The sequence below is a fragment of the Rheinheimera tangshanensis genome, from assembly GCF_014645135.1.
Taxonomy (GTDB): Bacteria; Pseudomonadota; Gammaproteobacteria; order Enterobacterales; family Alteromonadaceae; genus Pararheinheimera; species Pararheinheimera tangshanensis.
On record NZ_BMLH01000003.1, the window covers coordinates 121,335 to 146,808 of the forward strand.

Sequence of the window (25,474 nt, forward strand, 5' to 3'; positions counted from 1 at the left end):
TTGGTCAATTGAGTTAAAAAAACCAGGGGGCCCGTTGTTTTTTCTCAGGGTAAATCTGGTTCATTGACTCTGCGTCATACAAACGGCCGTTGACCATGCTGTATTTCACTTTGTCGCTGTCCATGATGTTTTTCAGTGGATCGGCATCCAGGATAATCAGGTCAGCCAGCTTGCCTGCTTTGATAGAGCCCAGTTGATGATCCATACCAAAAGTTTTGGCCGGGTTAATAGTGGCTGTTCTCAGGGCTTCCAGCGGGCTCATGCCGCCTTGGGCAAACATCCAAATCTCCCAATGTGCACCTAAACTTTCACGCTGACCATGAGCACCAATGTTAGTGACGACGCCTAGATCGGATAACTCTTTGGCCATTTTGGCAATAGAGATATGGTTGTAGTGATGATCGGGTGCTTTAGGGCGACGCATGCTGCGCGGACGTAGCTCATCAGCTGGTACATATTTGCTCAAACGTGGATGTTTCCAGACATCAGTTTTATCGTACCAGTAGTTTTCACCAAAAATACCACCGTAGGCCACGATCAGGGTCGGTGTATAAGCCGTGTTGCTTTGTTGCCACAGTTGTTTGACATCGTCATACAGCACAGCCGCAGGTAAAGAGTGCTCCAGTGTGGTGTGACCATCCACCACCATGCTCAGGTTATGCTGCAATAATGAGCCACCCTCAGGCACTACCAGCATCTCCAGTTCACGTGCTGCCTCAATCACCTGTTGGCGCTGATTACGACGCGGCTGGTTATAGCTTTTCACCGAAAAGGCACCCACTTTTTTCAAGCGCTCTAAGTGAAATTTTGCATCGTCCAGACTATCGATATGGGAGGTATAGCCTGCACCATAAGCGCCGTACAAAATTGTGCCGGTAGAGAAGATACGGGGACCTACTGTGATACCTGCTTTTTGCATTTCGCTGGCGGTGAAAATTTCCTGAGTGTCATTCGATGGATCGTGAATAGAGGTCACGCCCAAAGCCAAACTGGCGTAGTTCGCATAGTTTTGTTGTGGGATCAGCTGATTGACGCCCTGAGCGCCGTGGGCGTGTGCGTCAAACAAACCCGGTAATAAAGTTTTGCCGGTAATATCGATAACTTCTGCACCGGCCGGAACTTTGACGTCAGCTTTAGTACCAACAGCTTTGATTTTATTGCCTTCAACCAGTACTACCGCATCCTGCAAGACGGTATCGCCTTCCATGGTAATGACCTGACCACCAACAAAAGCGATTTGGCCCTGTGGTTTATCCATAGGTACAGTAAAGCCAATGCTGCTGCCATTTTTGGCATCGACTTTGACTTTGCTGTTTACATCAAACAAACCGGCAATGCTGTGGTGATACAGTTCAGGCCCTAAGTGCCAATACAAGCTGCTGCTGTCAGAGGTCCAGCTGATATCAGTCCCTGCTTTGACGGAGAGCTGTTTGACCGGGAATTGGGTGTCCGAGCCGCTAATGTCAATCACCGCACCACGCTCTGCGAAAGGCGTGACATAAACCTTAAAACGATCAACAAAAGCTAAATACTTGCCATCTGGTGATAACTTAAACTCGGTGCCGTATTTGGCCGTGTATAAAGTGCGTTGCTGCTCTGTGGTCAAATCTATGCTGAGCAGTGTCGGCGATGCACCATAATCCTGCGCGAACACTCTTTTACTGTCTTTGCCAAACATAGGGGCATAGCCATTACGGCTAATCAGTTTTGGTTTATCAGCACCACTGACGCTGACTGCATAAAGGCCAGTATTGAGTGACCACTTTTTATCCAGTAACGAACCAGCACCAGATTTACGATACACCACAGTACGGCCATCCGGGCTGAAGGTAGGTTCTACATACTTACCTGGCTCTGGCGTTAAATCACGGCTTTGGTTTGAGGCTAAATCCAGCACTTTCACCCTACCTTGAGCTGTGTCATGCCAGCTGACATAAACCAGCTTGCTGCCATCACGGGAAAACTGCGGGTAAAACTCAAAATGTTCGTTCTGGCTGGTCAGGCGTTTGGCTGAACCTGACTTTAAGTCTTTGATATACAAATGACCTAAAGCCGAATACACCGCCTTTTTACCGTCAGGCGACATATGCAGATTACCAAGGACCTTCACATCTAACTGGTCTTTGTCTAAATCCTGTTTAAATGTAACTGCCTGCTGAATTTTTTTGCTGCGCTCAACTGAGAAAGGGATTTGTGTTTTGCTTTTGCTGGCGATATCCAGACTGTTGATTTTACCACCGGCCCAGTACACCAGCTTTTTGTTATCTGGTGTCCAGCTCAAGGTAGGGTACACACCATGAATAGCCCAGGTTTCCTGCATATCACGGTCAAGCTGGTTATCTAATTGGATATGCTCGCCACTTTCTAAATCGTATAAAAACAAAGTGCTCTGGAAATCAACACGGCGAATATAAGCTAAATATTTGCCATCAGACGAAGGCGTAGGGCGGATAGCGCCACCAGCGCCTTGCAGCAGCACGTCAATTTTGCCGGTTTCGCGCTCAAAACGTTTAATAACATAAATGCCTTGTTCTGAGTCCTTGCTGTAATGAAAGGTTTTACCTGGCGTATCGTCCTGTGAAAAATAAATATATTTGCCGTCTGGCGAGAAAGCGGGCTCGCCTAAGTCTTTTTCGTCATTGGCTTTGGCGGTGAGCATCACACCAGCACCGCCAGATTTATGGTATTGCCATACTTCGCCAGCGCCTAAAGAACGACCCGCAGTAAAGTGTTTACGGGCCACAATAAACTCGCCATCCGGACTCCAGGCCGGGCTGTTGAGTAAACGGAAGGTCTCATCTGTGACTGCTTTTTGCTCTGAGCCATCGGCTTTCATTACCCAGATATTATCACCACCACCTTGATCGCTGGTAAAAGCGATGTATTTGCCGTCTGGGCTGAATACGGGTTGCATTTGCCAGCCGATATCAGAGGTTAAGGCTTTGGCTTTCCCACCGCTGATGGGCATGGTGTAAATATCACCCAGCAAATCAAAAGCAATGGTTTTGCCGTCCGGGCTGACACTGACATTCATCCAGGTGCCTTGTTGCACATCGATGTTGATGTCAGTGAATTTGCCTGCGGGTTTATCGACATTCCAGCTGGGTTTCTTATCATCGGCGGCAATGGCCAGAGTGGAGCATAAAGCCAGGGCTAACAGACTGTAGTTATAGTTTTTCATCGGTGGACCTCTTGTTGGTTGACCGTACGCTGCCATAAAGCCAACACAGGGTAAAGCCTTGCAGGCAAAACTGCGGTTAAAAGCCCAACATTTCAGACTGATTACAGGTTCAGTGGAGTAAAACTTTGGCCTGCATCAAAAAGTGGTTACACTGGAGTGAATTAGAATAAATAGCCGGAGCTGAAGTGGACTCTCCTTGTGTTGCCTGTTGCAGGCTAAATGAAGATAAAGTGTGTGTCGGTTGTTATCGCCATATGGATGAAATTGTCGACTGGCGGAAAAAAACGCCAGAACAGTACCAACAAATTGCATTAAATATTCAAAAGCGTAAAACGCTCGCTCGCAGTCTGGGTGAAACAGTGCCTATGACCGAAGCGGAGTGGAGAGCGGCCAGAGCTCGTAACGCAGAAAAGTTAATGGCCGGAGGGGCAGTATGATGCTGGATCCAGTCTGGTTTGATATCAGCCCTTTATCCTGGCACGCCATAGGTATTACCTTACTCACTGGCAGTATTGTGGGATTAGAGCGGCAGTTACGCGGTAAACCTGCAGGGATCCGGACTTCAATTCTGATTACTTTAGGTACCTATTTATTCGTTGCTTTGTCCTTGCCTTTGGGCCATGCCGTGCTTGATGCCAATCGTGTTGTTGGTAACGTAGTGACAGATCCTAGCCGTATTATTGGTCAGGTGGTCACAGGTATTGGTTTTCTGGGCGCAGGTGTCATGCTAACCCGTGAAGGCATAGTGGTGGGGGTGACCTCTGCTGCTACTATTTGGGTGCTGGCCGCAATAGGGGTTGCCACAGGTTTGGGTCATTATCAGGTGGCGATTTGGTTGTCTGTGGTGGTGGTTGGTGTATTGACTGGGGTTGATATGCTGGAAAATGCCAGCGCGGCTTTACGCCGGGGTGTGCACAGAACTACAAAAGACTGGATTACCCGAAAAGCTACAGATGGCAATGAAGTGTCGGAAACAGAACCTGGCCAAGGTAAACAATAAAAGATAGAGACAGGATTGTTATGTTATTAGAAGCCGTATGGATAGGTTTTGCTTTTAGTTTGGGTTTGTTGGTGCGCTTAATTGGTTTGCCGCCTCTGATTGGCTATCTGGCCGCTGGTTTTATGATCACAGCCTCGGCGACAGAGTTGGATTTGCCTAAAGAAGGCAATGCCATTATTGCTCATGTCGCTCACTTAGGGGTGTTGCTGCTGCTATTCACTGTTGGGTTAAAATTAAATATCCGCAGTTTAGGCAAACCTGAAGTGCTGGGTGGTAGTTTGGCGCATTTTGCCAGCTCAGCCTTGCTTTATACCCCTATCATCTATCTGACCTTTGAACCCGATTGGTATTACGCTGTGATGCTCTCGGCTGCTTTGGCATTTTCCAGTACAGTGCTGGCGGCCAAGGTACTGGAAGGTAAAAGAGAAATCAGAGCTTTCCATGGTCGTGTCGCTATTGGCATTCTGGTTATGCAGGATTTAATAGCCATGGCGCTGTTGAGTTTTACACAGGGCATTACGCCATCGCCTTTTGCTTTGCTGGTGCTGTTGGTGCCTTTATTACGCCCATTACTGTACAAGCTGATGGATTTAACTGGCCATGATGACTTGCAGATTTTATTTGGTGTGCTGCTTGCTGTGGTATTAGGTGGTTCAGGATTTCATGCCATAGGCCTAAGCTCAGAGTTAGGAGCTTTGGTATTTGGAGCCTTGTTGGCTGGTCACAACAGAGCAGGTGAGCTGTCTAAAACCTTATGGGGTTTAAAAGAGTTTTTTCTGGTCGGTTTTTTCCTGCAAATAGGTTTAGGTGGTCTGCCGGATCAACAGGCCTGGCTCTTTGCGGCTTTGATGACGGTATTATTACCCTTTAAAGCTGTATTGTTTTTTGCGTTGCTGGTGTTATTCAAATTACGAGCCCGTAGCGCATTCTTATCCGGTTTGGCCTTGAGTAATTACAGCGAATTTGCGCTTATTGTCGCTGCCAGCGTGATGCCGCAATTTCTTATTCCACTGGCGTTAACCGTAGCTTTGTCTTTTGTGGTGTCTGCGCCGCTGAATCGCTTTGCCCACCCTTTGTATGAACGTCTGGCACATCGGCTTATTCCTTTTGAGCGCGATATTCATCACCCGGATGAGCAGCCTGTATCTTTAGGTGATGCTGAAGTACTGATTATGGGCATGGGGCGCACAGGCTCGGCGGCTTATCAGTATCTGGAGCATAAATGCCATTTAGTGGCGCTGGACTCCGATCCGGCCAAAGTGGCAGAGCATCAGGAAAAAGGCAATAACGTGCTGTTTGCTGATGCTGAGGATCAGGTGTTTTGGCAAGGTTTAACCTTAGGGGGCATCAAAGCCGTAGTGCTGTGCTTAAATGATGTAGAAGCCAAAGTGATAGCGACCAGAAAACTGCGACAAGCAGGTTTTGCTGGTTTAATCGTCTCACATAGTATGCACAAAGATGAAGCCGCTGCGATTTTGGATGCAGGAGCTGATCATACCTATCTGACCATGTCAGAAGCTGGTGTGGGTTTAGGTGAACGAGTACGGCAGCATATTACGATTTAGTTTTTAGTGGGGCACTGTTGTGCCCCTGACATTTAAAAATGGCTCTCTAAGAGCTAAGTTTTAAGCCAATAATACCGAGTAAGATCAAGCCAATACTGATTAAGCGCCCAGCGGTGGCCGGGTCGCCTAACAGGTAAATTCCGACTATGACAGTGCCGACAGCACCTATACCAGTCCAGACCGCATAAGCCGTGCCGACCGGCAGATCACGCATTGCAAGCCCAAGCATGGTAATGCTCAGTAGCATAGCTCCCAGAGTCCAGACCGATGGCCAGAATTTGGTAAAACCTTCAGTGTATTTTAAACCCACAGCCCAGCCGACTTCCAATAAGCCAGCCACAACAAGTAATAACCAGTTCATAAGGTATTCCAGTGTTTGAAGTTGGGGTCGTCCCCGCTAAATAGATGCGCTATTGGGTCGTCCCAACAGGCCATAGTAGAAAAAAGCACCACAATTTTAACTATGCCAGCGCTTTAGGGCAAGCTGGAAGCCTAAATCTAGTCGAGCGTCCCCGCTACTATCTGCAAATCTTCGCTGCTTTGCAATGCCACAGGCAAACAGAGTTTTAATGCTCGCACTACCATATCCACTGGCATAGAAGTGACTGCTTTGCCTATCGCTTGTTCTGGAGCATAAGGAATGTGTAAAAAACCAGCCCGTACTTTGGGTTTGTCCTTTAACTGGTGCATCATCGCATAAAACACCGTATTGCAGACATAAGTCCCAGCTGTGTAAGACACTGCTGCGGGGATGCCTTGTTGCTTCAAACGGTTGACCATAGCTTTGATGGGCAAGGTGGTAAAGTAGGCGGCAGGGCCTTCGGCGACCACTGGCGCACCGACAGGCTGCTGTCCGGCATTATCGGCAATACGGGCATCGATAAAATTAATAGCGACTTTTTCAAAGCAAAGTTCAGTGCGGCCACCAGCCTGACCCAAAGCCAATACCAGCACAGGTTTTAATTCAGCAATGGCTGTTTTAAGTTCCTGCTGGCTTTTCTCAAATACACAAGACAGTTGCCGGCTGACAATCTGCACTTCATCGTCCAGTTGATAACCGTCAAGCTGTTGTACAGCCAGCCAGGAGGGGTTGCTTTGTTCGCCGCCAAAAGGCTCAAAGCCAGTCAGTAAAATAGTGTGCATGAAGGCTCCGGTTTAAAACATTAATAGATACATCAGCGCTATATTGACGCCAAGTAGCAGAAGCGCAGTCGGCGCCTGAGCTTTAATGACAGCGTTTTTATCCGGCAGTTCTAAAAGTGCAGCCGGCACTATATTAAAGTTTGCTGCCATAGGGGTTAATAAGGTACCGCAGTAACCACAAAACATGCCGATGGCCGCCATAATGGCAGGGTCGCCACCATGCTGCAGCACCAATAAAGGAATACCTATGCCTGCGGTAATGACTGGAAAAGCGGCAAAAGCGTTGCCCATAATCACAGTAAATAAGGCCATGCCGATAGCATAACAAGCCACTGCCAGCAGAGGATGGTTTAAATTTAAGTACAAACTCGTCAGCTGCGATACGGTTTCACCGACACCGGCCTGATTAAACAACAACCCCAAGGTGGCCAGTAACTGCGGCAATAAAAAGGCCCAGCCTATGGCTTCAATTAAACGTGAAGATTCTTTGAAAGCTTGTTGAGGTTTCTCTTTAGTGAAATACAAAGCGGCTAGGACAGCAAAAAAAGCTGCTAAGCCCAGCGCCGATAAAGTGGTATTTTTTGGATCCAACAAAGACCAGCCATCGCCCTTGATATGTACCAACACCAAAGCTGAAAATACTGTCAGTAAGGGGATCATCAGGGCAGGAATAAACAATGCATTGCCAAGACGTTTGACGGAGCTCAGCCGTTGTTGCAGTTCAAGCGTCTGGTAGTTGCCACCTTTGACACCACCAAAGCCTGCCACTATAGCCATTAACACCACTATGGCACCAACCAGCGCTGGCGGCATAAAGTCACCCAGCAGAAAAATCAGACCGTAACTAAACCAGAATAAAGCGCTGCTGTATCTTTTGTCTTTAAAGCTAAAAAACGCTACTGCAAAAAACAATAAAGCTGCAACGTAATACAGCAAAGTCATGCTAATCATGGCGTTGCTCCTGCTTTAATTGCTGTTGAAGCTGACGGGCCAGATAAGCATCAAAACGTAACAAACGGGTCCCATGAATTAAAAATGCAGCCAGAGCGGTAGGAATACCCCAGAGTGCGATATGCAAAGGCTCGGTTTCGATACCGGACTCACGTAAAAACGTGTGCATTAAGATAATAGCGCCAAAAGCGACAAAAATATCTTCACCAAAAAACAAGCCTATATTGTCGGTCGCAGCCGACATAGCACGAATTTTATACTTTATTTTATCCGGCAGGCTGTGGTGTTTTTGCTCAAAAGCCGCTTCTGCCATAGGAGAGAGTAAAGGCCTGACCATTTGTGGATGCCCGCCTAAACTGGTGAGACCTGCAGCAGCCGTGCTTTCGCGAAGTGCCAGATACACCAGCAGCAAACGTCCTGTTGTAGCGGCTTTAATCTGTTGGATCCAGTTTTGAGCTTTTTCGCGCAGACCATGACGCTCTAACAGACCTATAACAGCCAAAGGCAGTAACAAGATCAATGGCAAATTTCGGGTTTTCAAAAAGGCAGTGCCCAAAGATTCCAGCCAGGTCAGTATCGGCATCTTCACCGCCATACCCGTAGCAAAAGCTGCGACAGTGACCACAAGTACAGGGTTAAATTTCAATAAAAATCCGAGCATCACCACGGCGATGCCAAGCAAAGGCCAAAGGCTGAAATCGGTCATAAGGGTCCTGTTATTTTTGTTATCTCTGACTATTGCTACACAAAAGAGGGGGGTAAAGCGAGAAGAAAACGCTAAAAATCATTGGAAAAGCGATGCTTGCCTTTTGCTGTTTTTTATTTGAAATCCCGATTCTTTGGATAGAAAAATGACGTGAAATTAGGCCTCTAAGCCGCGTCAAATCTGATGTTGTATCAAAAGCTCGACTCGGCGAAAAACCCTCGCTATAATGCCGCGTCCTATATAACAGGTCTGGATTGTGTGCGTAAAGACAGAGCCCGGACAAGCGAAAAGATGGCGTAGCGAGACGCCCGATTTGATTTTGAGGTAACAAGATGCAATTTTCTGTTGAGACCACACAGGGTTTAGAACGCCGTTTGACTATTACTGTTCCAGCTGCTGCCATCAGCACTGAAGTAGAAAAAGAATTAAGAAATATCGCGAAAAATCGCCGTATTGACGGTTTCCGTCCAGGTAAAGCACCTGTAGCTATGATCAAAAAAATGTTTGGTCTGTCGGTATTACAAGACGTGGCTTCACGTCAGATGCAAAACCATTTTTACCAAGCCATTATTGCGAATAAACTGACACCAGCTGGTGCTCCTACTTTTGCTCCAGGCCAACTGGCTGAAGGTAAAGATTTAGAATTCGCAGCGACTTTCGAAGTGTATCCGGAAGTTGAGCTGAACGCTCTGGACAAAATCGAAGTGACCAAGCCAGTGGTTGAAATCACGGCTGATGATTTAGAAACTATGTTAGGCACGCTGCGTAAGCAGCATGCAACATGGGCAAAAACTGACGCTGCAGCAGCGTCGGGCGATCGCGTGATCATCGACTTCGTGGGTTCTATCGATGGTGAAGAGTTTGAAGGCGGTAAAGCTGCTGACTTCACGTTAGAGTTAGGCCAGGGTCGTATGATCCCAGGTTTCGAAGACGGTATCATCGGCAAAAAAGCGGGTGAAGAAGTGACTGTTGATGTGACTTTCCCTGCTGAATACCATGCTGAAAACTTGAAAGGTAAAGCGGCTAAGTTTGCTGTGACTGTAAAAGCAGTTGAAGCTCAGCAATTACCAGAAGTCAACGACGAGTTCGCTAAGCTGTTCGGTTTAGCTGAATCTACTGTTGATGCATTAAAAGTTGAAGTGAAAAAGAACATGGAGCGTGAGCTGAACAACAGCATCAAAGCTCGTGTGAAAGATCAGGTGATTAAAGGCTTGTTAGCCACTCATGAAGTGGAAGTGCCACAAGCTCTGATTGACAGCGAAATCGATGTATTACGTCGTCAGGCGTTACAGCGTTTTGGCAACAATCTGGATCCAAAACAATTACCAGAACTGCCAGCTGCTCTGTTCACTGAACAAGCCAAAGACCGCGTCAAAGTAGGTTTATTATTGGGCGAAGTGATCAAAACCAACAAACTGCAGGTTGAAGATGCACGCGTTCAGTCTCTGATTGAAACTGTAGCTTCTGCGTACGAAGATCCACAAGAAGTGATCCAGTACTACAACAGCAACAAAGAGCTGCTGCAAGGTATGCGTAATGTTGCTTTAGAAGAACAAGCCATTGACCTGGTTCTGGCAAAAGCTAAAGTGACAGAACAAAAAGCCAAGTTTGATGAGATCATGAATCCACAAGCTGCAAACTAAGATTTGACATCTGTTTGTCAGGCAGTTTTAATGGCTCGAGCATCATAGTTCGGGCCATTTTTATTTTAGAGCCGTCGTACTTGAAGCCGCTGCATTGTTGACTGCACGTTCTCACCCCAATCACATAGGAGTGCTATGTTCATCGGGCTCTGAGCATTCGTCGCGGCTCTGCAACATCAATTATTTAGGCTCTGGATACAGCCCCTCTTTTTAAGGAAACCGCATTATGGCATTTGAGCCGAGAATGAATGAATTAGTGAATGCCTTAGTTCCTATCGTTATTGAACAAACCGCTAAGGGTGAGCGTTCTTTTGATATTTACTCGCGTTTATTAAAAGAGCGGGTGATTTTTTTAACGGGTCAGGTTGAAGACCATATGGCAAACCTGATTGTCGCTCAGCTGTTATTTTTAGAATCTGAGAACCCGGAAAAAGATATTTATATTTATATCAATTCACCAGGCGGCTCTGTCACTGCCGGCATGTCGATTTACGACACCATGCAGTACATAAAGCCAAATATTGCTACCGTCTGTGTCGGTCAGGCTTGCAGTATGGGTGCTTTTTTATTATCTGGTGGTACTAAGGGCAAGCGTTATGCGTTGCCAAACGCTCGTGTGATGATCCATCAACCTTTAGGTGGTTTCCAGGGCCAGGCCACAGATTTTGAAATTCATGCCCGTGAAATCCTGACCATCAAAGAGAAATTAAATCGTTTGATGGCAGAGCATTGTGGCAAAACTTATGAACAGGTTTGTAAAGACACGGAGCGTGATAACTTCTTAAGTGCACAACAAGCCTTGGAATATGGCCTAATCGATGCCATATTAACTCAAAGGGATGCGAAGTAAGTTTAATTCAGGGGTGGATAGGGGCGCGAAGCCAGCCATCCCTCTGTAGTGGAAGAGGAAGTTACATGTCTGATCATCGCTCTGATGGCGAGAAAAGCAGCAAGTTGTTGTATTGCTCTTTTTGCGGCAAATCACAACATGAAGTGCGCAAACTGATTGCTGGCCCACAGGTTTATATCTGTGATGAATGTGTCGACTTGTGCAACGATATTATTCGCGAAGAAATCAAAGATATTTCGCCAAAACGCGACAGCAATAAATTGCCGGTGCCAAAAGAGATCCGTGCTCATCTGGACGACTATGTCATAGGTCAGGAGCATGCGAAAAAAGTTCTGGCAGTAGCGGTCTACAACCACTACAAACGTTTACGTAGCATGCAGCACAAACAGGATGTTGAGCTGAGCAAAAGTAATATTCTGCTGATTGGTCCTACAGGTAGCGGTAAAACTTTATTGGCCGAAACCTTAGCCCGTTTACTGGATGTGCCATTTACTATGGCCGATGCTACCACCTTAACTGAAGCAGGTTATGTTGGTGAAGATGTCGAAAACATTATCCAGAAGTTACTGCAAAAATGTGATTACGATGTAGAAAAAGCTCAACGTGGCATTGTTTATATCGATGAAATCGACAAAATTTCACGCAAGTCTGACAATCCATCTATTACCCGTGACGTATCGGGTGAAGGTGTGCAGCAGGCACTGCTGAAACTGATTGAGGGTACTGTGGCTTCAGTTCCGCCTCAGGGTGGCCGTAAACATCCACAGCAAGAGTTTTTACAGGTTGATACCTCAAAAATTCTGTTTATCTGTGGTGGCGCTTTTGCTGGTTTGGATAAAGTCATTGAACAGCGCTGCGCTAAAGGTTCAGGCATAGGTTTTGGTGCTGAAGTGCGTGCAACCTCACAAAGCCGTACCCTGACCGAAAGCTTTAAAGATGTGGAACCGGAAGATTTAGTCAAATACGGTTTAATCCCTGAGTTTATTGGTCGTCTGCCTGTGGTGGCGACTTTAACTGAACTGGATTTAGCCGCATTGATGCAAATTTTAAGCGAGCCGAAAAACGCGCTGGTGAAACAGTTTGGCGCTTTGTTCCAAATGGAAAATGTCGAGCTGGAGTTCCGTGAAGATGCGCTCAAAGCCATAGCGCAAAAAGCCATGGAGCGTAAAACAGGTGCCCGTGGTCTGCGTTCAATAGTCGAAAACGTCTTGCTGGATACCATGTACGACTTACCTTCTATGGAGCATGTCAGCAAAGTTGTTATTGATGAGACAGTGATCCGCGGCGAGTCTCAGCCGATATTAATATACGAGACAGTAGAAGCAGCAGCTTCTGTGTAAGTAAATTGGGGTCAGAGTAAAATTAAATCGCCGATTTAATTTTACTCTGACCCCATTTTTACCGCGCTAACTCATTGAAGTGACATAAACAGCCCCCATATACTGTTGAATCATGTCACCTGCAGTAAATAATTCGAGAGAGATTTCATGACAGTAGCAAAGACTGAACGTTTGCATATGCCTGTACTGGCATTAAGAGACGTGGTCGTTTATCCGCATATGGTGATCCCGCTGTTCGTTGGCCGGGCTAAATCCATCAAATGCCTGGATGCCGCGATGGAAAAAGAGAAACAAATCTTTTTAGTTGCGCAAAAAGACGCCACGCTGGATGACCCTAAAGATACTGACTTGTATCAGGTGGGTACTGTCGCCACTATTTTGCAATTACTTAAGCTTCCTGATGGCACGGTCAAAGTGCTGGTGGAAGGCGGTAAACGCGCTCAATTAGTTGAATTTACTGATACAGAAGACACTTTCGCCGCTTATGTGGATTTGATTCCGACACCGGAAATGGACAGCCGCGAGCAGGAAGTGATTTTACGCTCTGCCGTCAATCAGTTTGAAGGCTATATCAAACTGAATAAAAAGATCCCACCTGAGGTGCTGACTGCGCTTTCTGGCATAGATGACGCTGCACGTTTGGCTGATACCATGGCTGCCCATATGCCATTAAAAGTTGATGACAAGCAGAAGGTATTAGAAATCATCGATGTGACGGAACGTTTAGAGTTCCTGATGGCGATGATGGAAAGCGAAATCGATATTCTGCAAGTCGAGCGCCGTATTCGCAGCCGTGTTAAAAAGCAGATGGAAAAAAGCCAGCGCGAGTATTACCTGAATGAGCAAATGAAAGCCATTCAGCGTGAACTGGGCGAGCTGGAAGATACACCGGATGAGTTCGAAACTCTGTCGAAGAAAATCGAACAGGCGCAAATGCCGGAAGAAGCCCGCACTAAAGCGACGGCTGAACTGCAAAAGTTAAAAATGATGTCGCCTATGTCGGCTGAAGCCACAGTAGTGCGCAGCTATATCGACTGGCTGACTAATGTGCCGTGGAAAAAGCGCAGCAAGGTGAAAAAAGACCTGGCAGGCGCAGAACGTATTTTGGACTCGGACCACTATGGTCTGGATAAAGTCAAAGAACGCATTCTGGAATATCTGGCCGTGCAGCAGCGTGTCAACAAATTAAAAGGCCCGATTTTATGTTTAGTCGGACCGCCAGGCGTAGGTAAAACTTCACTGGGTCAGTCTGTTGCTAAAGCAACAGGCCGTAAATATGTGCGTATGGCTTTAGGTGGCGTGCGTGATGAAGCGGAAATCCGTGGTCACAGACGCACCTACATTGGCTCTATGCCGGGCAAAATCATTCAGAAAATGGCTAAGGTTGGCGTACGCAACCCGCTGTTCCTGCTGGATGAAATTGACAAAATGGCCTCTGATTTCCGTGGTGATCCGGCTGCAGCTTTGCTTGAGGTGTTAGATCCAGAGCAAAATACCGCCTTCTCGGACCACTATCTGGAAGTGGATTACGACTTATCCGACGTGATGTTTTTTGCCACATCGAACAGCTTAAATATTCCGGCAGCCTTGCTGGACCGGATGGAAGTGATTCGTCTAGCGGGTTACACCGAAGATGAGAAGCTGAATATTTCCAAGCAGCATTTGATCAACAAACAGATTGAACGCAACGGTTTAAAACCTCACGAAATTGAGATTGAAGACAGCGCAATTATCGGCATTATCCGCTATTACACCCGTGAAGCTGGTGTGCGTAGCTTAGAGCGTGAAATTTCCAAGTTATGCCGCAAAGCAGTGAAAAACATTCTGCTGGACAAAAACCTGAAGAAAGTGGTGATCAACCAGGACAATCTGGAGGATTTCTTAGGTGTGCAGCGTCATGACTATGGTAAAGCCGAAGACAGTAACCGTATCGGTCAGGTGACTGGCTTAGCCTGGACTTCTGTCGGCGGTGACTTGCTGACGATTGAAGCTGCTGCTGTGGTAGGTAAAGGCAAACTGACGTACACAGGCTCTTTAGGCGATGTGATGAAAGAGTCGATCCAGGCCGCCATGACCGTAGTTCGAAGCCGTGCTGAGAAGCTGCGTATTAACGAAGACTTCTATGAGAAACGTGATATTCACGTGCACGTGCCAGAAGGGGCGACTCCAAAAGATGGTCCAAGCGCAGGTATTGCTATGGTGACTGCTTTGGTATCGAGCTTAACAGGCAACCCGGTGCGGGCCGATGTCGCCATGACAGGTGAAATTACCTTACGTGGCGAAGTTCTGCCGATAGGTGGCCTGAAAGAGAAGCTGCTTGCTGCACACCGCGGTGGCATCAAACGGGTTTTAATACCGCATGACAACGTTCGGGACTTAAAAGATATTCCGGATAACGTCAAAGGCGATATCGAAATTCGTGCGGTAAAATGGATTGACGAAGTGCTGGAATTGGCTCTGCAAGAGCCGCCAACCGGCATGTCAGTGCTTGAAGTGGAAAAAAATCCAACAAAAAGCAAAAAAAGCGTAAAAAATCCGGCTTAGGGGCTTTTCAATTGCTCTGGCTGTGTTAAGTTATGGGCAGTTTCGACGCAGCCCTTGTCCTGCAAGGGTTGTGGCCTAACAGAAATTTTTGTAGAGCGTCGTTTTGTGCTTGCAAGCCCACATCAGGCTTGATATAACAAACACGCTACTACGACAAAGTAAATTACTGTAGTTGTTGAAAATAATAACAATTGAAGGGGATGATATTGTGAACAAGTCTCAACTTATCGACAAAATCGCTGCTGGTGCAGACATTTCTAAAGCGGCAGCTGGTCGTTCTCTGGACGCGTTCATCGACGCTGTTACTGAGGCTCTTAAGGAAGGCGATTCAGTAGCCTTAGTTGGTTTTGGTACATTTGCAGTTCGCGAGCGCGCTGCACGTTCAGGCCGTAATCCACAAACTGGCGAAACTATCCAAATCGCTTCTGCGAAAATTCCTTCGTTCAAGCCAGGTAAAGCGCTGAAAGACAGCGTAAACTAAGCTGAACGCCTGGCTGACCAGCCAGGCCTATGAAGCTGATGGTTCTGCCGGGTCCAAGTGATACGGGCAGAGAAAAGCAAAACGCATTAAGCCTGACGCTGCCACAGCTTTTATGAAAAAGGCGTATCTGCTAAGATGCGCTTTTTTTTTAAGACAACCAAAAGTTGCCAAAAGAGACGTAGATACAATGTTAGAAAAGATCAGAGATGGTTCGCAGGGCATGATCGCCAAGGTCATTCTTGGTTTTGTGATCCTGACGTTCGCTTTAGCCGGGGTTGGCAGTTATCTTGGCAACACCAGCGAAGTACCTGTTGCCACAGTCAACGGCGATGAAATAACCAAAGTTCAGTTCGACACCGCTTACCAAAATGAAAGAGCCAGAATGCAGCAGCAGTTTGGTGAGATGTTTGGTATGTTGTCAGCTGACAGCAACTATATGAATAATTTCCGCAGTTCTGTGCTGGAAAAACTGATTGACGAACAACTGCAGCGTCAGCTTGTCACACAGTTAGATTTAATGGTCAGCGATGATGTATTGCGTGACACTATCCGTGCTATGCCTGAGTTTCAGGTAGACGGTGTGTTTAACAACGACCGTTACATAGCGCTGCTGCGTCAAAACGGCTATGAGCCAAACCAGTTCCGTGATTATTTGCGAGCGCAAATGTCAGCCAACCAGCTGGTGGTTGGTTTAGCAGGTTCAGAATTTGCAACAGTGTCTGAAATGCAGTTGCTGTCTAAGTTGCAACAACAAAGCCGCGATATTCAGTACGCTGTGTTAAAAGCCGCTGATTTTGCTTCTGCTGTTCAAATGAATGATCAGCTGTTGCAGGACTATTACCAAAGCAACATCAATCAGTTCGTATCGCCAGAAACTGTGTCAGCCGACTATGTTGAGTTAACTGCTGCTGACATTGCGAAATCAGTGGTTGTGGCTGATGCTGATCTGCAAGCTTATTACGATGCCAATCAGGCGCGTTACCAGACTGAAGAGCGTCGTCGTGTGTCACATATCCTGTTAGAGTCTGCTGACGAGAATGCAGAAATCAAAGCTAAGGCAGAAGCTATAGCGACACAATTACAGCAAGGTGCTGATTTTGCTGAACTGGCGAAAAAAGAATCTGCTGATACTTTTTCTGCAGAAAAAGGCGGTGATTTAGACTTTATCGAAAAAGGCGTGATGGATGCTGAGTTTGAAAAAGCAGCTTATGCTCTGACTAAAGCTGGCGACATCAGTCCTGTCGTGAAAACCGAGTTTGGTTACCACATCATCAAACTGACCGAAGTTCAGCCGGGTTCCACTAAAGCTTTTGCTGATGTCAAAGAGCAAATTCTGGCAACAGTGAAAGAAGAAAAAGCGGCTGAGAAATTTACTGAACTGCAGCAGTTGTTAGGTGAAAAGAGTTTTGAAATCGCAGACAGCCTGCAAGAAGCGGCAGATGCTGTAGGTGCGAAAGTGGTCTCTGTGCCAGCCTTCAGTCGCGCAAATGCACCCGCTGAACTAACAGCACCTAAAGTGCTGGAAACTCTATTCTCTGAAGACTTTATCAATGCTGGTGTAAACAGTGACGTGATTGAAGTAGCTCCACAGCATGTTGTAGTGGTGCGGGTAAATGCACATCAGCCTGAAACCACGAAGAAGTTTGAAGAAGTCAAAGAGCAAGTGAAATCTGCTGTTATTGCAAGCGAAAGTTCTGAGCTGGCTAAGGCTAAAGCTGAAGCTATGTTAGCGGAAGTAGTTGCAGGTAAGCCTTTGGCTGACGTGGTTGCCGCTGCGAAGCTGACGTTGGAAAGCAAAGCTGCTGTCACTCGTTTTGGTGGTGATATTGATTCGGATATCCGTACTAAAGCCTTTGAACTGGCCAAACCTACAGAAGGCCAGCCTACGACTGTCGCTATGTTAAATCTGGCCAGTGGTGATGCTGCTTTGGTTGCAGTGACAAAAGTGACTGATACTGAAGTCACAACCAAGCCTCCGGTTGAGCAGTTACAACAGTTTGCTGATCAGAAAGCGCAAAGTAGTTTTGGTGTTTTATTGGCCGCATTAAAAGCTAATGCCGAAATTACCCGCTCACTGCCAGCTGCGACAGTTGACGAATAATCTCAGTCGTAGTTAGCCCGAACATAAAAAAACCAACCGCAAGGTTGGTTTTTTTATGTTCGCTTTTAGGCGCACTGCAGCTCTTAGCTTTGCGCGCTTTTAATCAACTTCCTGCTGTAGTCATGTTGCGGGTTGCTGAATACTTCGTTGGTTTGGCCATAATCCAGCGCTTTGCCCTGATGTAACACGAGCATGTGGTCACTGATATGCCGTACCAGACGCAGGTGGTTAGTGATCAATAAATAGGATAATCCCGTGCTCTTTTGTAGCTCCAGCAATAAGTTTACGATCTGAGCTCGTAGTGATGGGTCTAACGCTGTTAAAGCTTCATCCAGTATCAATAGCTTAGGATCCATAATAAGGGCTCTGGCGAGCGCTACGCGCTGTAATTGACCGCCAGAGAACATATGGGGGTAATAGTCTGCGTGTTCTTCCATTAAGCCCAATTGTTGCAAGGTTTGATGGATCTTATCCTGACGTTGTTCTTCATTCAGTTGCGTGCTGTATCGCAAGACATCGTCCAGCATTTGTCCGACTTTCTGATGAGGGTTCAGCGAACGGGCAGGGTCCTGAAAGATGTAACGAATGACGTGATTGTATTTTTTATAGTCACTGATGGTGACAGCCTGCCCCTCGAGCAGGATCTCACCACTGTCTGGTTTTTCTATCCCCACCAGTAATTTTGCCAGTGTACTTTTGCCTGAGCCGGTTTCACCGACAATAGCCAGGGTTTGCCCAGGGTAAAGACTGAAACTGATATCTGACAGAGCCTGAATGGTTTTACGGCCAAAAATGCCCTGGGCTTTCTGATAACTTTTATATAGCTGGCGGATTTCCAGTAAAGGGGTGGTCATAACTTTTTACCCTGCAGCGGAAAATGGCAACTGAAATAATGATTTTGCAAACGCTCCAGCACAGGCGTTTTGACACATTCTTTGCGGGCATTAGGGCAACGTGGGCCTAAACGACAGCCTATAGGCAAGTGCTGCAACGTAGGAATACTGCCATGTAAGGCATACAAAGGTTGTTTACTGATAAGCTCCGGCTGAAATTCGGGCACACTTTTGATTAATGCATCGGTATAAGGATGTAACGGCGATTTAAGAATAGTGGCCGTTTCTCCAGCTTCCACCAACTGACCACAATAAAGCACACTCAAGGTTTGAGTATTGCGCGCTACAGTTTCCAGTTCATGGCTGATTAATAGAATAGACATGCCTTTGAGCTGATTAAAGCTGGCCAGTAAGCGGAATAATTGCGCCTGAGTAGTACTTTCTAAGGCTGTCGTTGGCTCGTCTGCGATCAATAGTTTGGGTTTTTTCGCTATGGCCATGGCGATCATGATCTTTTGACACACCCCTTCAGGCAACTGATAAGGGTATGAGTTGAAAATCGCCTGATGGTCGCGGATCCCCACTTTATGCAGCAAAGCTATGGCTTTTTTCCGCCGTTCAAAAGGCCGGCCCCACCAGCTGCTTTCCAGCTCTGAATCCGGGATAGACTCTATCAGCTGCTCCAGAATTGGGGCTGTTGGGTCCATGCTGCGGCTGGGTTCCTGATAAATCATCGCAATATCGCGGCCGATAATTTTGCGCTGTTCCTCATAGGACAAACGCAATAAATCCTGGCCAGCCCAACTAAAACGATCAGCTGTGATATGCCATCTTTTATTCAGTACACCCACTATAGCTTTGGCGATTAAACTCTTGCCTGAACCGGATTCACCGACTAAGCCACGGATCTCGCCCTCTCGTATAGTCAGATTGATCCTATCCACTGCGCGAATAAGGCCTTCCGGCGTCTCCAGCTCTATCGTCATATTTTTAATATCGAGCAGAATCATCAGTTCTCCCGCCGCTTTTTCATTGCTGTGCGCAAGCCATCACCCACCAGATTCACCGATAAAACAGACGCAAACACCAGAATACCCGGCAGCGCTATGGCCCAGGGGGCCAGATAAATTAAGTCCAGCGCGTCAGCTATCATCACCCCCCACTCAGAGGTTGGAGCCTGAGCACCTAAGCCTAAAAAGCCCAAAGCTGCGATATCCAGAATAGCGGTCGAAAGTGCCATGGTCGCCATTACAGTTAAATGCTCCCAGATATTAGGCAACACTGCGTAACGTAACACTTGCCAGTTTGACGCGCCGTCCAGCCGGTAAGCAGCGACATAATCCTGTTTTAACGTATCTTGTATCGCATTACGAATACCGTGCACAAATTGCGGTAACAGCGCCAGCATAATAGCCCAGGTGGTATTCCACAGCCCCGGGCCCAATACGGCCACTATAATAATAGCCAGCAGCAGGGAGGGGATAGTTAACGCCAAATCCAGCACATGGTTAAAAATACTGGATTTAACGCCTTTGCTCATGCCCGCCATAGCACCCAGTGCCAGACCCATCAGCAAAGAGCCAATCACTGTAACCAGTGCTATACCAAAGGTGTAAGTCGCGCCTTTCATCAGACGCGACATGAGATCCCGGCCTAAATCATCGGTACCAAAAGGGTATTGCACTAACCCCTGATCGCTCCAGGACGGCGCCAGTAACAGCAGATCCGGGTTTTGTAAGTACGGATTGTGAGGGGTGAGCAAGGGGGCAAAGATAGTCAACAACAAAAAAAACGAAAACATCACCAAACCCAAAACGGCAGCATGCTGGCGTTGAAACTGCTGCCACAGCTGGGTCAAAGGCCCGCGGTTCTGTTCCTCAAAATACAGCCGGAATTTTTTCATTATGCTTTCCTGGCCAGTGGGTTAAACAAGGTATGCAGGATTTCAGTCAGCATGTTCACGACGATCACTAAGCAGGATACGACCAGTAAGCCGCCTTGAATAGCCGGATAATTGCGCTGATAGATACTGTCCAGTAGCCATTGACCTATACCGGGCCAGGAGAAAATCACTTCGGTGATCATTGCAAGGGTGATCAGGGTGCTGAACTGCAGACCAATTTGTCGGATCACCGGCAAAAGCGCGTTACGTAACCCATGGTGATACAACACCTGAGCCCGGCTTAAGCCTTTAGCTCGTGCTGTTTTAATGTAGCTTTGCTCCAGCACAGCCAGCATAGAGTCGCGGGTAAAACGGATCATTACTGTGGTTGGATAAGTAGCCAGCACTACGGCAGGTAGCAGTAAATGTCGTAAAGCGTCCTGAGTGGCTTCAGCTTTATAAGCGATATCGGATAACCAGATATCCGGCAACATAAAACCTGTAGTAGTTGGGATATCGAACAACACATTGATACGCCCGGCCGTTGGCAACACACCAAGTGTCAGCGAAAACAACATAATCAGTAGCAGCGCCCACCAAAAAATAGGAATGGAATACGCGACCAGTGTGATAGCGGAAATCAGCTTACCCAAAAAGCTATCGGCTTTAACGGCAGCAAATAAACCTAAAGGAATACCTAAGACAAAAGAGAGGAGCAGTGCATAACTTGCCAGTTCTAATGTGGCCGGAAATACAGCGATAATTTCAGATAAAACAGGTTGTTGGCTAGAGAATGACAAGCCCCATTCACCATCTAATATGCGGTTTAGATAAGCGATGTACTGTTGAAGCAGTGACTGATCTAAAGCGTAATACTGAATTAGGTTTTGCTGCTGTTCAGGTTGAATACTGCTGAGTCCTGATACGTTGGTGAGCACATCGCCGGGGAACAGGTAACTTAAACTAAAGGCTAATACTGTCAGGGCAACAAATACAAAGCCTATTAAAAAAGCACGGCGTAAAAAATAATGCAGCATCATAAGGATTTTCTCGCCCGAGCCATCGAAATACCACCATACGGGTTAATGGTCACTCCAGTTACGTTGATGCTTTTGGCCTGAAATCGTTTGGAGTGAGCAATGCTGACTAAAGGCATTTGTTCATCCAGATAAAGCTGAGCTGTTAAATAAAAACTGCGCCTTTGTTTTACATCAGCGGTTAACAGTGCCTGATTAATCAGGTTGTCAAAATTAGGATCACACCAGTTGGCTCTGTTGCTACCAGACTCTGCTGCACTGCAACTTAATAAAGGACGGAAGAAATTATCAGGATCTGCATTATCAGCTGACCAGCCAATCAATACTGAATCATGTTCAAATTCAGAGAGTTTACGTCTGAAGCTATTCCACTCAAACGACACTATGCTGGCCCTTACCCCAATTTTTGCTAAATCTGCCTGCATCAGTTCTGCCATTTTTAACGCATTCGGATTGTATAAACGTTGCACTGGCATAGCCCAGATATCCATACGAAAACCATTGGCAAAGCCAGCCTGAGCCAACAACTCTTTGGCTTTGACCGGGTCATACTGCTGTTCAGGCAAGTCATGGTAAAAAGCCCAGGAGGTCGGGGGCAGTATAGTTTTCGCTTTATCCGCATAACCAAAATAAACGGCTTCTAAAATCGCATCTTTATTAATGGCATAAGCCAGAGCTTTTCGTACCAGCACATTATCAAAAGGCGCTTTTTTGGTATTAAAAGCCCAAAAGCCCACGTTCATACTGGTTTGGCTTTGTACTTCGACATCAGGCCGTTCGGTGATGAGTTTCAGTTCAGCATTACGTGGATAAGCCACCACATCACATTCATGAGTTAATAATTTGGCCATACGTTTGGCATTGTCAGGTACCAAATCAAAGACCAGCTGAGTGAGCTCTGTTTTACCGCGCCAGTATTCTGGGTGGCGGTAATAACGAATAAACTGATCCTTTTTATACTCTTTAAAGAAAAAAGGTCCTGTGCCTATGGGTCTTTGATCCAGCAGTTCAGGTTTGCCTTGTTGCAGTAATTGTTTGGCGTATTCGGCAGATAAAACGGCAGCAAAATCAGTCGCCAGATTGGATAAAAATGAGCTGTCAGGACGAGCCAGTTCAAAGCGCACTGTTGTGCTGTTTTCTGCCACTACGGCTTTGACCAAAGAATCCCAGCCAACACTCTGAAAATACGGATAATTTGCTCCGCCGACCTGATGGTACGGATGTTCGGTTTGCAAAATACGGTTAAAAGTAAAAGTTACATCGTCGGCGTTTAAGGTTCTGCCTGGAGAAAAAAACGCAGTGTGGTGGAATTGCACATCAGAGCGTAAGGTAAACCAGTAGGTTTTACCATCCTCACTTAAGTGCCATGCAGTGGCAAGTGCGGGCAACAATTCGCCTGTCGCAGGGTCAATATCCAGCAGTCGGTCATATAATTGCTGACTAATCGCATCAATAGTAGTACCAGAGGTAACCCGCTGTGGGTTGAAGCTTTCAGGAGAGCCTTCGGCGCAGTACACCATACCTTGCTGAATAGTTTCCGGGATATCAGGCTGGCAGGCGCTGAGTATTAAGAGTGAGCCGCAGGGAACCATCAGGCTCAGTAAGGCTTTGATCATTGTTGGCTGTCCAGCAGTTTGTACTTTTTCATATAACCACGTAACTGATGATAGGTCAGATTCAATGCTTCAGCGGTTTTCTTCTGGTTAAACTGATTCGCAGCAAGGGCTTGTTTGATTAAGTCCATTTCAAAGTGTTCAGATAGGATTTTAAAATCCTGCACCTGATTAAAATCAAAAGCTGATGTCGTCTTTGCTAAAGCGGGCGAATTATCGCTGCTTTGCTCTTTGGATGCTACCACTGCTTTGTCTGGTTGTGGTCTGCGATCTAAAGTACGAACCCGGGTTCTGGGCCGAAATGGTGATTCAAAAGGGTCAAGCTGAATATGATGCACCGGTACGTAAGGATTATTGGTGCGATAGACACTGCGCTCCACCACGTTTTTCAGTTCACGCACATTACCTGGCCAATCGTACTCCAGCAGGGCACGTTTGGCTTTTTCGCTGAAACCACTAAAAAGCTCAAACCCCAGCTCCCGCGCCATATTAACGGCAAAATGCTCGGCCAATACCAGAATATCTTCTTGTCTTTCCCGCATCGGGGGCAAGGTGATCACATCAAAGGCTAGCCGGTCCAGTAAGTCGGCACGAAATTCACCCTGTTCAGCCATCGAAGGTAAGTCTTCATTGGTCGCGCAAATTAAACGCACATCCACTTTCACTGAGCGACTGCCACCGACTCGTTCAAACTCGCCATATTCAATAACACGCAGTAACTTCTCCTGCACCATAGCAGGAGTGTTCGCCAATTCATCCAGAAATAAGGTGCCGCCGTTGGCCCGTTCAAAGCGGCCTTCATGGCGTTTGGCTGCACCAGTAAAAGCCCCAGCTTCATGGCCAAACAGTTCACTTTCCAGCAGGTTTTCGTTCAGAGCCGCACAGTTGAGCGTTAAATAGTTTTGATCCCAGCGCTGGGACAGGTAATGTAGGCGGGCAGCAATCAGCTCTTTACCTGTGCCTCTTTCTCCGATGATCAACACAGGTTTATGCAAAGGTGCGATTTGCGAAACCTGATCCAATACGTTTAAAAAGCTGTTGGACTGGCCTATTAAATTGTCTTGCTGAAAACTTCTGCTCATCTGGGTTCACGAAGTGGTGAAATTAACTAATAAGTAGTGTATTTCATAACATGAGCTTGGCATAGTCTTTTTGTGATATAAATAAAATTAATATAAAACAATAGGTTAAGTTGTTTTGGCAAGTTGGCAAGAAAACTGAATAGATAATAGCGAATCCAACAAGTCATTTAGAGGTAAAACATTATGGGTATCTTCTCTCGCTTTTCAGATATCGTGAACTCCAACATCAATGCTTTATTAGATAAAGCAGAAGATCCGGAAAAAATGGTCCGCCTGATTATTCAGGAAATGGAAGACACACTGGTTGAAGTGCGTTCTACCTCAGCCAAAACCATCGCAGAGAAAAAAGAACTGCAACGTGTCGTGGCTAAATTAGAAGCTGAAGTAGCCGACTGGCAGGCGAAAGCTGAACTGGCTTTAAGCAAAGAACGTGAAGACTTAGCTCGTGCTGCACTGATTGAACGTCAGAAAGCAGCCGACCAGGCTGCAGCTGTAGCGGCTGACATCACTCATTTAGATGAACATGTCAGCAAATTACAGGATGAAGTGGGTCAGCTGCAGGATAAGTTGGCTGATGCCAAAGCCCGTCAGAAAGCCATGCTGATGCGTCAGAAAACGGTATCCTCCCGTTTGGATGTAAAACGTACCTTAGACAGCACTCGTTTAAACGATGCCATGTACAAGTTTGAACGTTATGAACAAAAAATCGATTCGCTGGAAGCTCAGGTTGAATCCTACGATTTAGGCAAAAAGACCTTAAAAGATGAGTTTGCAGAACTGGCATCATCTGACAAAATCGATAACGAACTGGCTGAATTAAAAGCTAAAATGTCTAAAAAAGATAACGCCTGATTATCAGGCGTTGTAGGAGCTAAAAATGGAAATTAGTGAGGTCATTGGTATACCGTTCATCCTGTTCATGATTTTTGTAGCGCCACTGTGGGTGTTTATGCACTACAGAAGCAAAAACAAAATTGGTGAAGGTTTGGGGGACAGTGAACTGGCTCAACTGAATGAGTTGTCTCATCGCGCCGAGAAAATGGCGGACCGCATCAAAACGCTGGAAGCGATTTTAGATGCGGAATCACCGAAGTGGAGAGAGAAACATGACTAAAATACGCAAAGAGCTGTTGCGGGATGACCGCAACGGCAAACTGGCCGGGGTCTGTGCAGGTATTGCAGACTACTTCGGCTGGGAAGTGTGGTTAGTGCGCTTGATTGTGGTCACTTCGGTGTTGTTAGGTTTAGGTGGTTTGTTACCTGTTTTATACGTCGCTGCCTGGTTTATTCTGGAAAAGAAATCAGTGCATGAAGCGAAAAAAGGCCTGACCGAACCTTCTTACGATGAGCGCCCTGTGGAAGTAAAAACCAGGGTATGGCAACGGGGTGAAGCACCTAAATCGGCTTTACACCACCTGATGAATCAGTTTAACAGTCTGGAATTACGCTTACGCGACATGGAAACTCATGTCACCTCTGCCAAGTTTCAACTGAACAGAGAAATCAGCAAGTTATAGTTAAA

23 protein-coding genes are annotated in these 25,474 nt (G+C 46.5%); 12 read left to right on the forward strand and 11 right to left on the reverse strand.

From position 1 onward, the window contains the following. Window positions 1–13 precede the first annotated feature (13 nt). Window positions 14–3,181, reverse strand: coding sequence for an amidohydrolase family protein (locus tag IEW88_RS07795; RefSeq protein ID WP_147903823.1), 3,168 nt, complete (start codon window positions 3,179–3,181; stop codon window positions 14–16). Window positions 3,182–3,366: 185 nt separating this feature from the next. Between IEW88_RS07795 and IEW88_RS07800 the strand changes: the two genes are divergently transcribed. The 3 genes from IEW88_RS07800 to IEW88_RS07810 are packed head-to-tail and all read left to right on the forward strand — an operon-like array spanning window position 3,367 to window position 5,746. Continuing rightward, the gene (locus tag IEW88_RS07800; protein WP_147903822.1) at window positions 3,367–3,618 is read left to right on the forward strand and encodes a DUF1289 domain-containing protein; all 252 of its coding nucleotides are present in this window, start codon (window positions 3,367–3,369) and stop codon (window positions 3,616–3,618) included. After that, window positions 3,615–4,181, forward strand: coding sequence for an MgtC/SapB family protein (locus IEW88_RS07805; RefSeq protein ID WP_221411390.1), 567 nt, complete (start codon window positions 3,615–3,617; stop codon window positions 4,179–4,181). Before IEW88_RS07800 ends, IEW88_RS07805 begins: the two co-directional genes overlap by 4 nt. 20 nt (window positions 4,182–4,201) lie before the next feature. Further along, a complete protein-coding gene (locus IEW88_RS07810) occupies window positions 4,202–5,746 on the forward strand; it encodes a cation:proton antiporter domain-containing protein (protein WP_147903821.1) in 1,545 nt (514 codons plus the stop codon). Between the two features lie 46 nt (window positions 5,747–5,792). Here IEW88_RS07810 and sugE read toward each other — a convergent pair whose 3' ends face one another. The 4 genes from sugE to IEW88_RS07830 form a co-directional block, all read right to left on the reverse strand. Then, entirely contained in the window at window positions 5,793–6,107 is a 315-nt protein-coding gene (sugE, locus tag IEW88_RS07815; RefSeq protein ID WP_053423655.1) for a quaternary ammonium compound efflux SMR transporter SugE, read from the reverse strand. A gap of 137 nt (window positions 6,108–6,244) precedes the next feature. Next, on the reverse strand, window positions 6,245–6,889 hold the full coding sequence (pcp, locus tag IEW88_RS07820; RefSeq protein ID WP_147903820.1) for a pyroglutamyl-peptidase I: 645 nt from the start codon (window positions 6,887–6,889) through the stop codon (window positions 6,245–6,247). Between the two features lie 12 nt (window positions 6,890–6,901). Further along, entirely contained in the window at window positions 6,902–7,840 is a 939-nt protein-coding gene (locus IEW88_RS07825; protein WP_147903819.1) for a DUF979 domain-containing protein, read from the reverse strand. Further along, a complete protein-coding gene (locus IEW88_RS07830; protein WP_053423652.1) occupies window positions 7,833–8,546 on the reverse strand; it encodes a DUF969 domain-containing protein in 714 nt (237 codons plus the stop codon). The genes IEW88_RS07825 and IEW88_RS07830 overlap by 8 nt, the downstream gene beginning before the upstream one ends. A 332-nt stretch (window positions 8,547–8,878) precedes the next feature. Between IEW88_RS07830 and tig the strand changes: the two genes are divergently transcribed. The 6 genes from tig (at window position 8,879) to IEW88_RS07860 (ending at window position 17,505) form a co-directional block, all read left to right on the forward strand. Further along, window positions 8,879–10,189, forward strand: coding sequence for a trigger factor (tig, locus tag IEW88_RS07835; protein ID WP_147903818.1), 1,311 nt, complete (start codon window positions 8,879–8,881; stop codon window positions 10,187–10,189). A gap of 244 nt (window positions 10,190–10,433) precedes the next feature. Beyond that, window positions 10,434–11,039: an ATP-dependent Clp endopeptidase proteolytic subunit ClpP gene (gene clpP / locus IEW88_RS07840; protein ID WP_053423650.1), complete on the forward strand. Its 606-nt coding sequence runs from the start codon at window positions 10,434–10,436 to the stop codon at window positions 11,037–11,039. A 65-nt stretch (window positions 11,040–11,104) separates the two neighbouring features. Continuing rightward, window positions 11,105–12,379: an ATP-dependent protease ATP-binding subunit ClpX gene (gene clpX / locus IEW88_RS07845; protein ID WP_053423649.1), complete on the forward strand. Its 1,275-nt coding sequence runs from the start codon at window positions 11,105–11,107 to the stop codon at window positions 12,377–12,379. A 147-nt stretch (window positions 12,380–12,526) separates the two neighbouring features. After that, a complete protein-coding gene (gene lon / locus IEW88_RS07850) occupies window positions 12,527–14,923 on the forward strand; it encodes an endopeptidase La (RefSeq protein ID WP_053423648.1) in 2,397 nt (798 codons plus the stop codon). 208 nt (window positions 14,924–15,131) lie between these two features. Beyond that, window positions 15,132–15,404: a nucleoid-associated protein HU-beta gene (hupB, locus tag IEW88_RS07855; protein WP_008898812.1), complete on the forward strand. Its 273-nt coding sequence runs from the start codon at window positions 15,132–15,134 to the stop codon at window positions 15,402–15,404. Window positions 15,405–15,591: 187 nt separating this feature from the next. Further along, on the forward strand, window positions 15,592–17,505 hold the full coding sequence (locus IEW88_RS07860; RefSeq protein ID WP_147903817.1) for a SurA N-terminal domain-containing protein: 1,914 nt from the start codon (window positions 15,592–15,594) through the stop codon (window positions 17,503–17,505). 83 nt (window positions 17,506–17,588) lie between these two features. Here the strand turns inward: IEW88_RS07860 and IEW88_RS07865 are convergent, their stop codons facing one another. Genes IEW88_RS07865 through pspF form a run of 6 tightly spaced genes read right to left on the reverse strand, consistent with a single transcriptional unit; the run spans window position 17,589 to window position 23,952 of the window. Continuing rightward, the gene (locus IEW88_RS07865) at window positions 17,589–18,359 is read right to left on the reverse strand and encodes an ATP-binding cassette domain-containing protein (RefSeq protein ID WP_147903816.1); all 771 of its coding nucleotides are present in this window, start codon (window positions 18,357–18,359) and stop codon (window positions 17,589–17,591) included. Continuing rightward, window positions 18,356–19,348: a peptide ABC transporter ATP-binding protein gene (locus IEW88_RS07870; protein ID WP_147903815.1), complete on the reverse strand. Its 993-nt coding sequence runs from the start codon at window positions 19,346–19,348 to the stop codon at window positions 18,356–18,358. The genes IEW88_RS07865 and IEW88_RS07870 overlap by 4 nt, the downstream gene beginning before the upstream one ends. After that, window positions 19,348–20,241, reverse strand: a complete 894-nt coding sequence (locus IEW88_RS07875) for an ABC transporter permease subunit (protein ID WP_147903814.1) — start codon at window positions 20,239–20,241, stop codon at window positions 19,348–19,350. Before IEW88_RS07875 ends, IEW88_RS07870 begins: the two co-directional genes overlap by 1 nt. Beyond that, complete coding sequence (locus tag IEW88_RS07880) at window positions 20,241–21,260, reverse strand: ABC transporter permease (RefSeq protein WP_221411389.1); 1,020 nt, start codon at window positions 21,258–21,260, stop codon at window positions 20,241–20,243. Before IEW88_RS07880 ends, IEW88_RS07875 begins: the two co-directional genes overlap by 1 nt. Next, window positions 21,257–22,873: an ABC transporter substrate-binding protein SapA gene (sapA, locus tag IEW88_RS07885; RefSeq protein WP_147903813.1), complete on the reverse strand. Its 1,617-nt coding sequence runs from the start codon at window positions 22,871–22,873 to the stop codon at window positions 21,257–21,259. The genes IEW88_RS07880 and sapA overlap by 4 nt, the downstream gene beginning before the upstream one ends. Then, entirely contained in the window at window positions 22,870–23,952 is a 1,083-nt protein-coding gene (pspF, locus tag IEW88_RS07890; RefSeq protein ID WP_147903812.1) for a phage shock protein operon transcriptional activator, read from the reverse strand. Before pspF ends, sapA begins: the two co-directional genes overlap by 4 nt. 183 nt (window positions 23,953–24,135) lie before the next feature. On the opposite strand from pspF, the gene pspA reads away from it, so the two are divergent. Genes pspA through pspC form a run of 3 tightly spaced genes read left to right on the forward strand, consistent with a single transcriptional unit; the run spans window position 24,136 to window position 25,469 of the window. Continuing rightward, a complete protein-coding gene (gene pspA / locus IEW88_RS07895; protein WP_053423643.1) occupies window positions 24,136–24,804 on the forward strand; it encodes a phage shock protein PspA in 669 nt (222 codons plus the stop codon). A 25-nt stretch (window positions 24,805–24,829) separates the two neighbouring features. After that, entirely contained in the window at window positions 24,830–25,066 is a 237-nt protein-coding gene (gene pspB / locus IEW88_RS07900; RefSeq protein ID WP_008898263.1) for an envelope stress response membrane protein PspB, read from the forward strand. Then, the gene (gene pspC, locus IEW88_RS07905) at window positions 25,059–25,469 is read left to right on the forward strand and encodes an envelope stress response membrane protein PspC (RefSeq protein ID WP_053423642.1); all 411 of its coding nucleotides are present in this window, start codon (window positions 25,059–25,061) and stop codon (window positions 25,467–25,469) included. The genes pspB and pspC overlap by 8 nt, the downstream gene beginning before the upstream one ends. The last annotated feature ends 5 nt before the right edge of the window (window positions 25,470–25,474 follow it).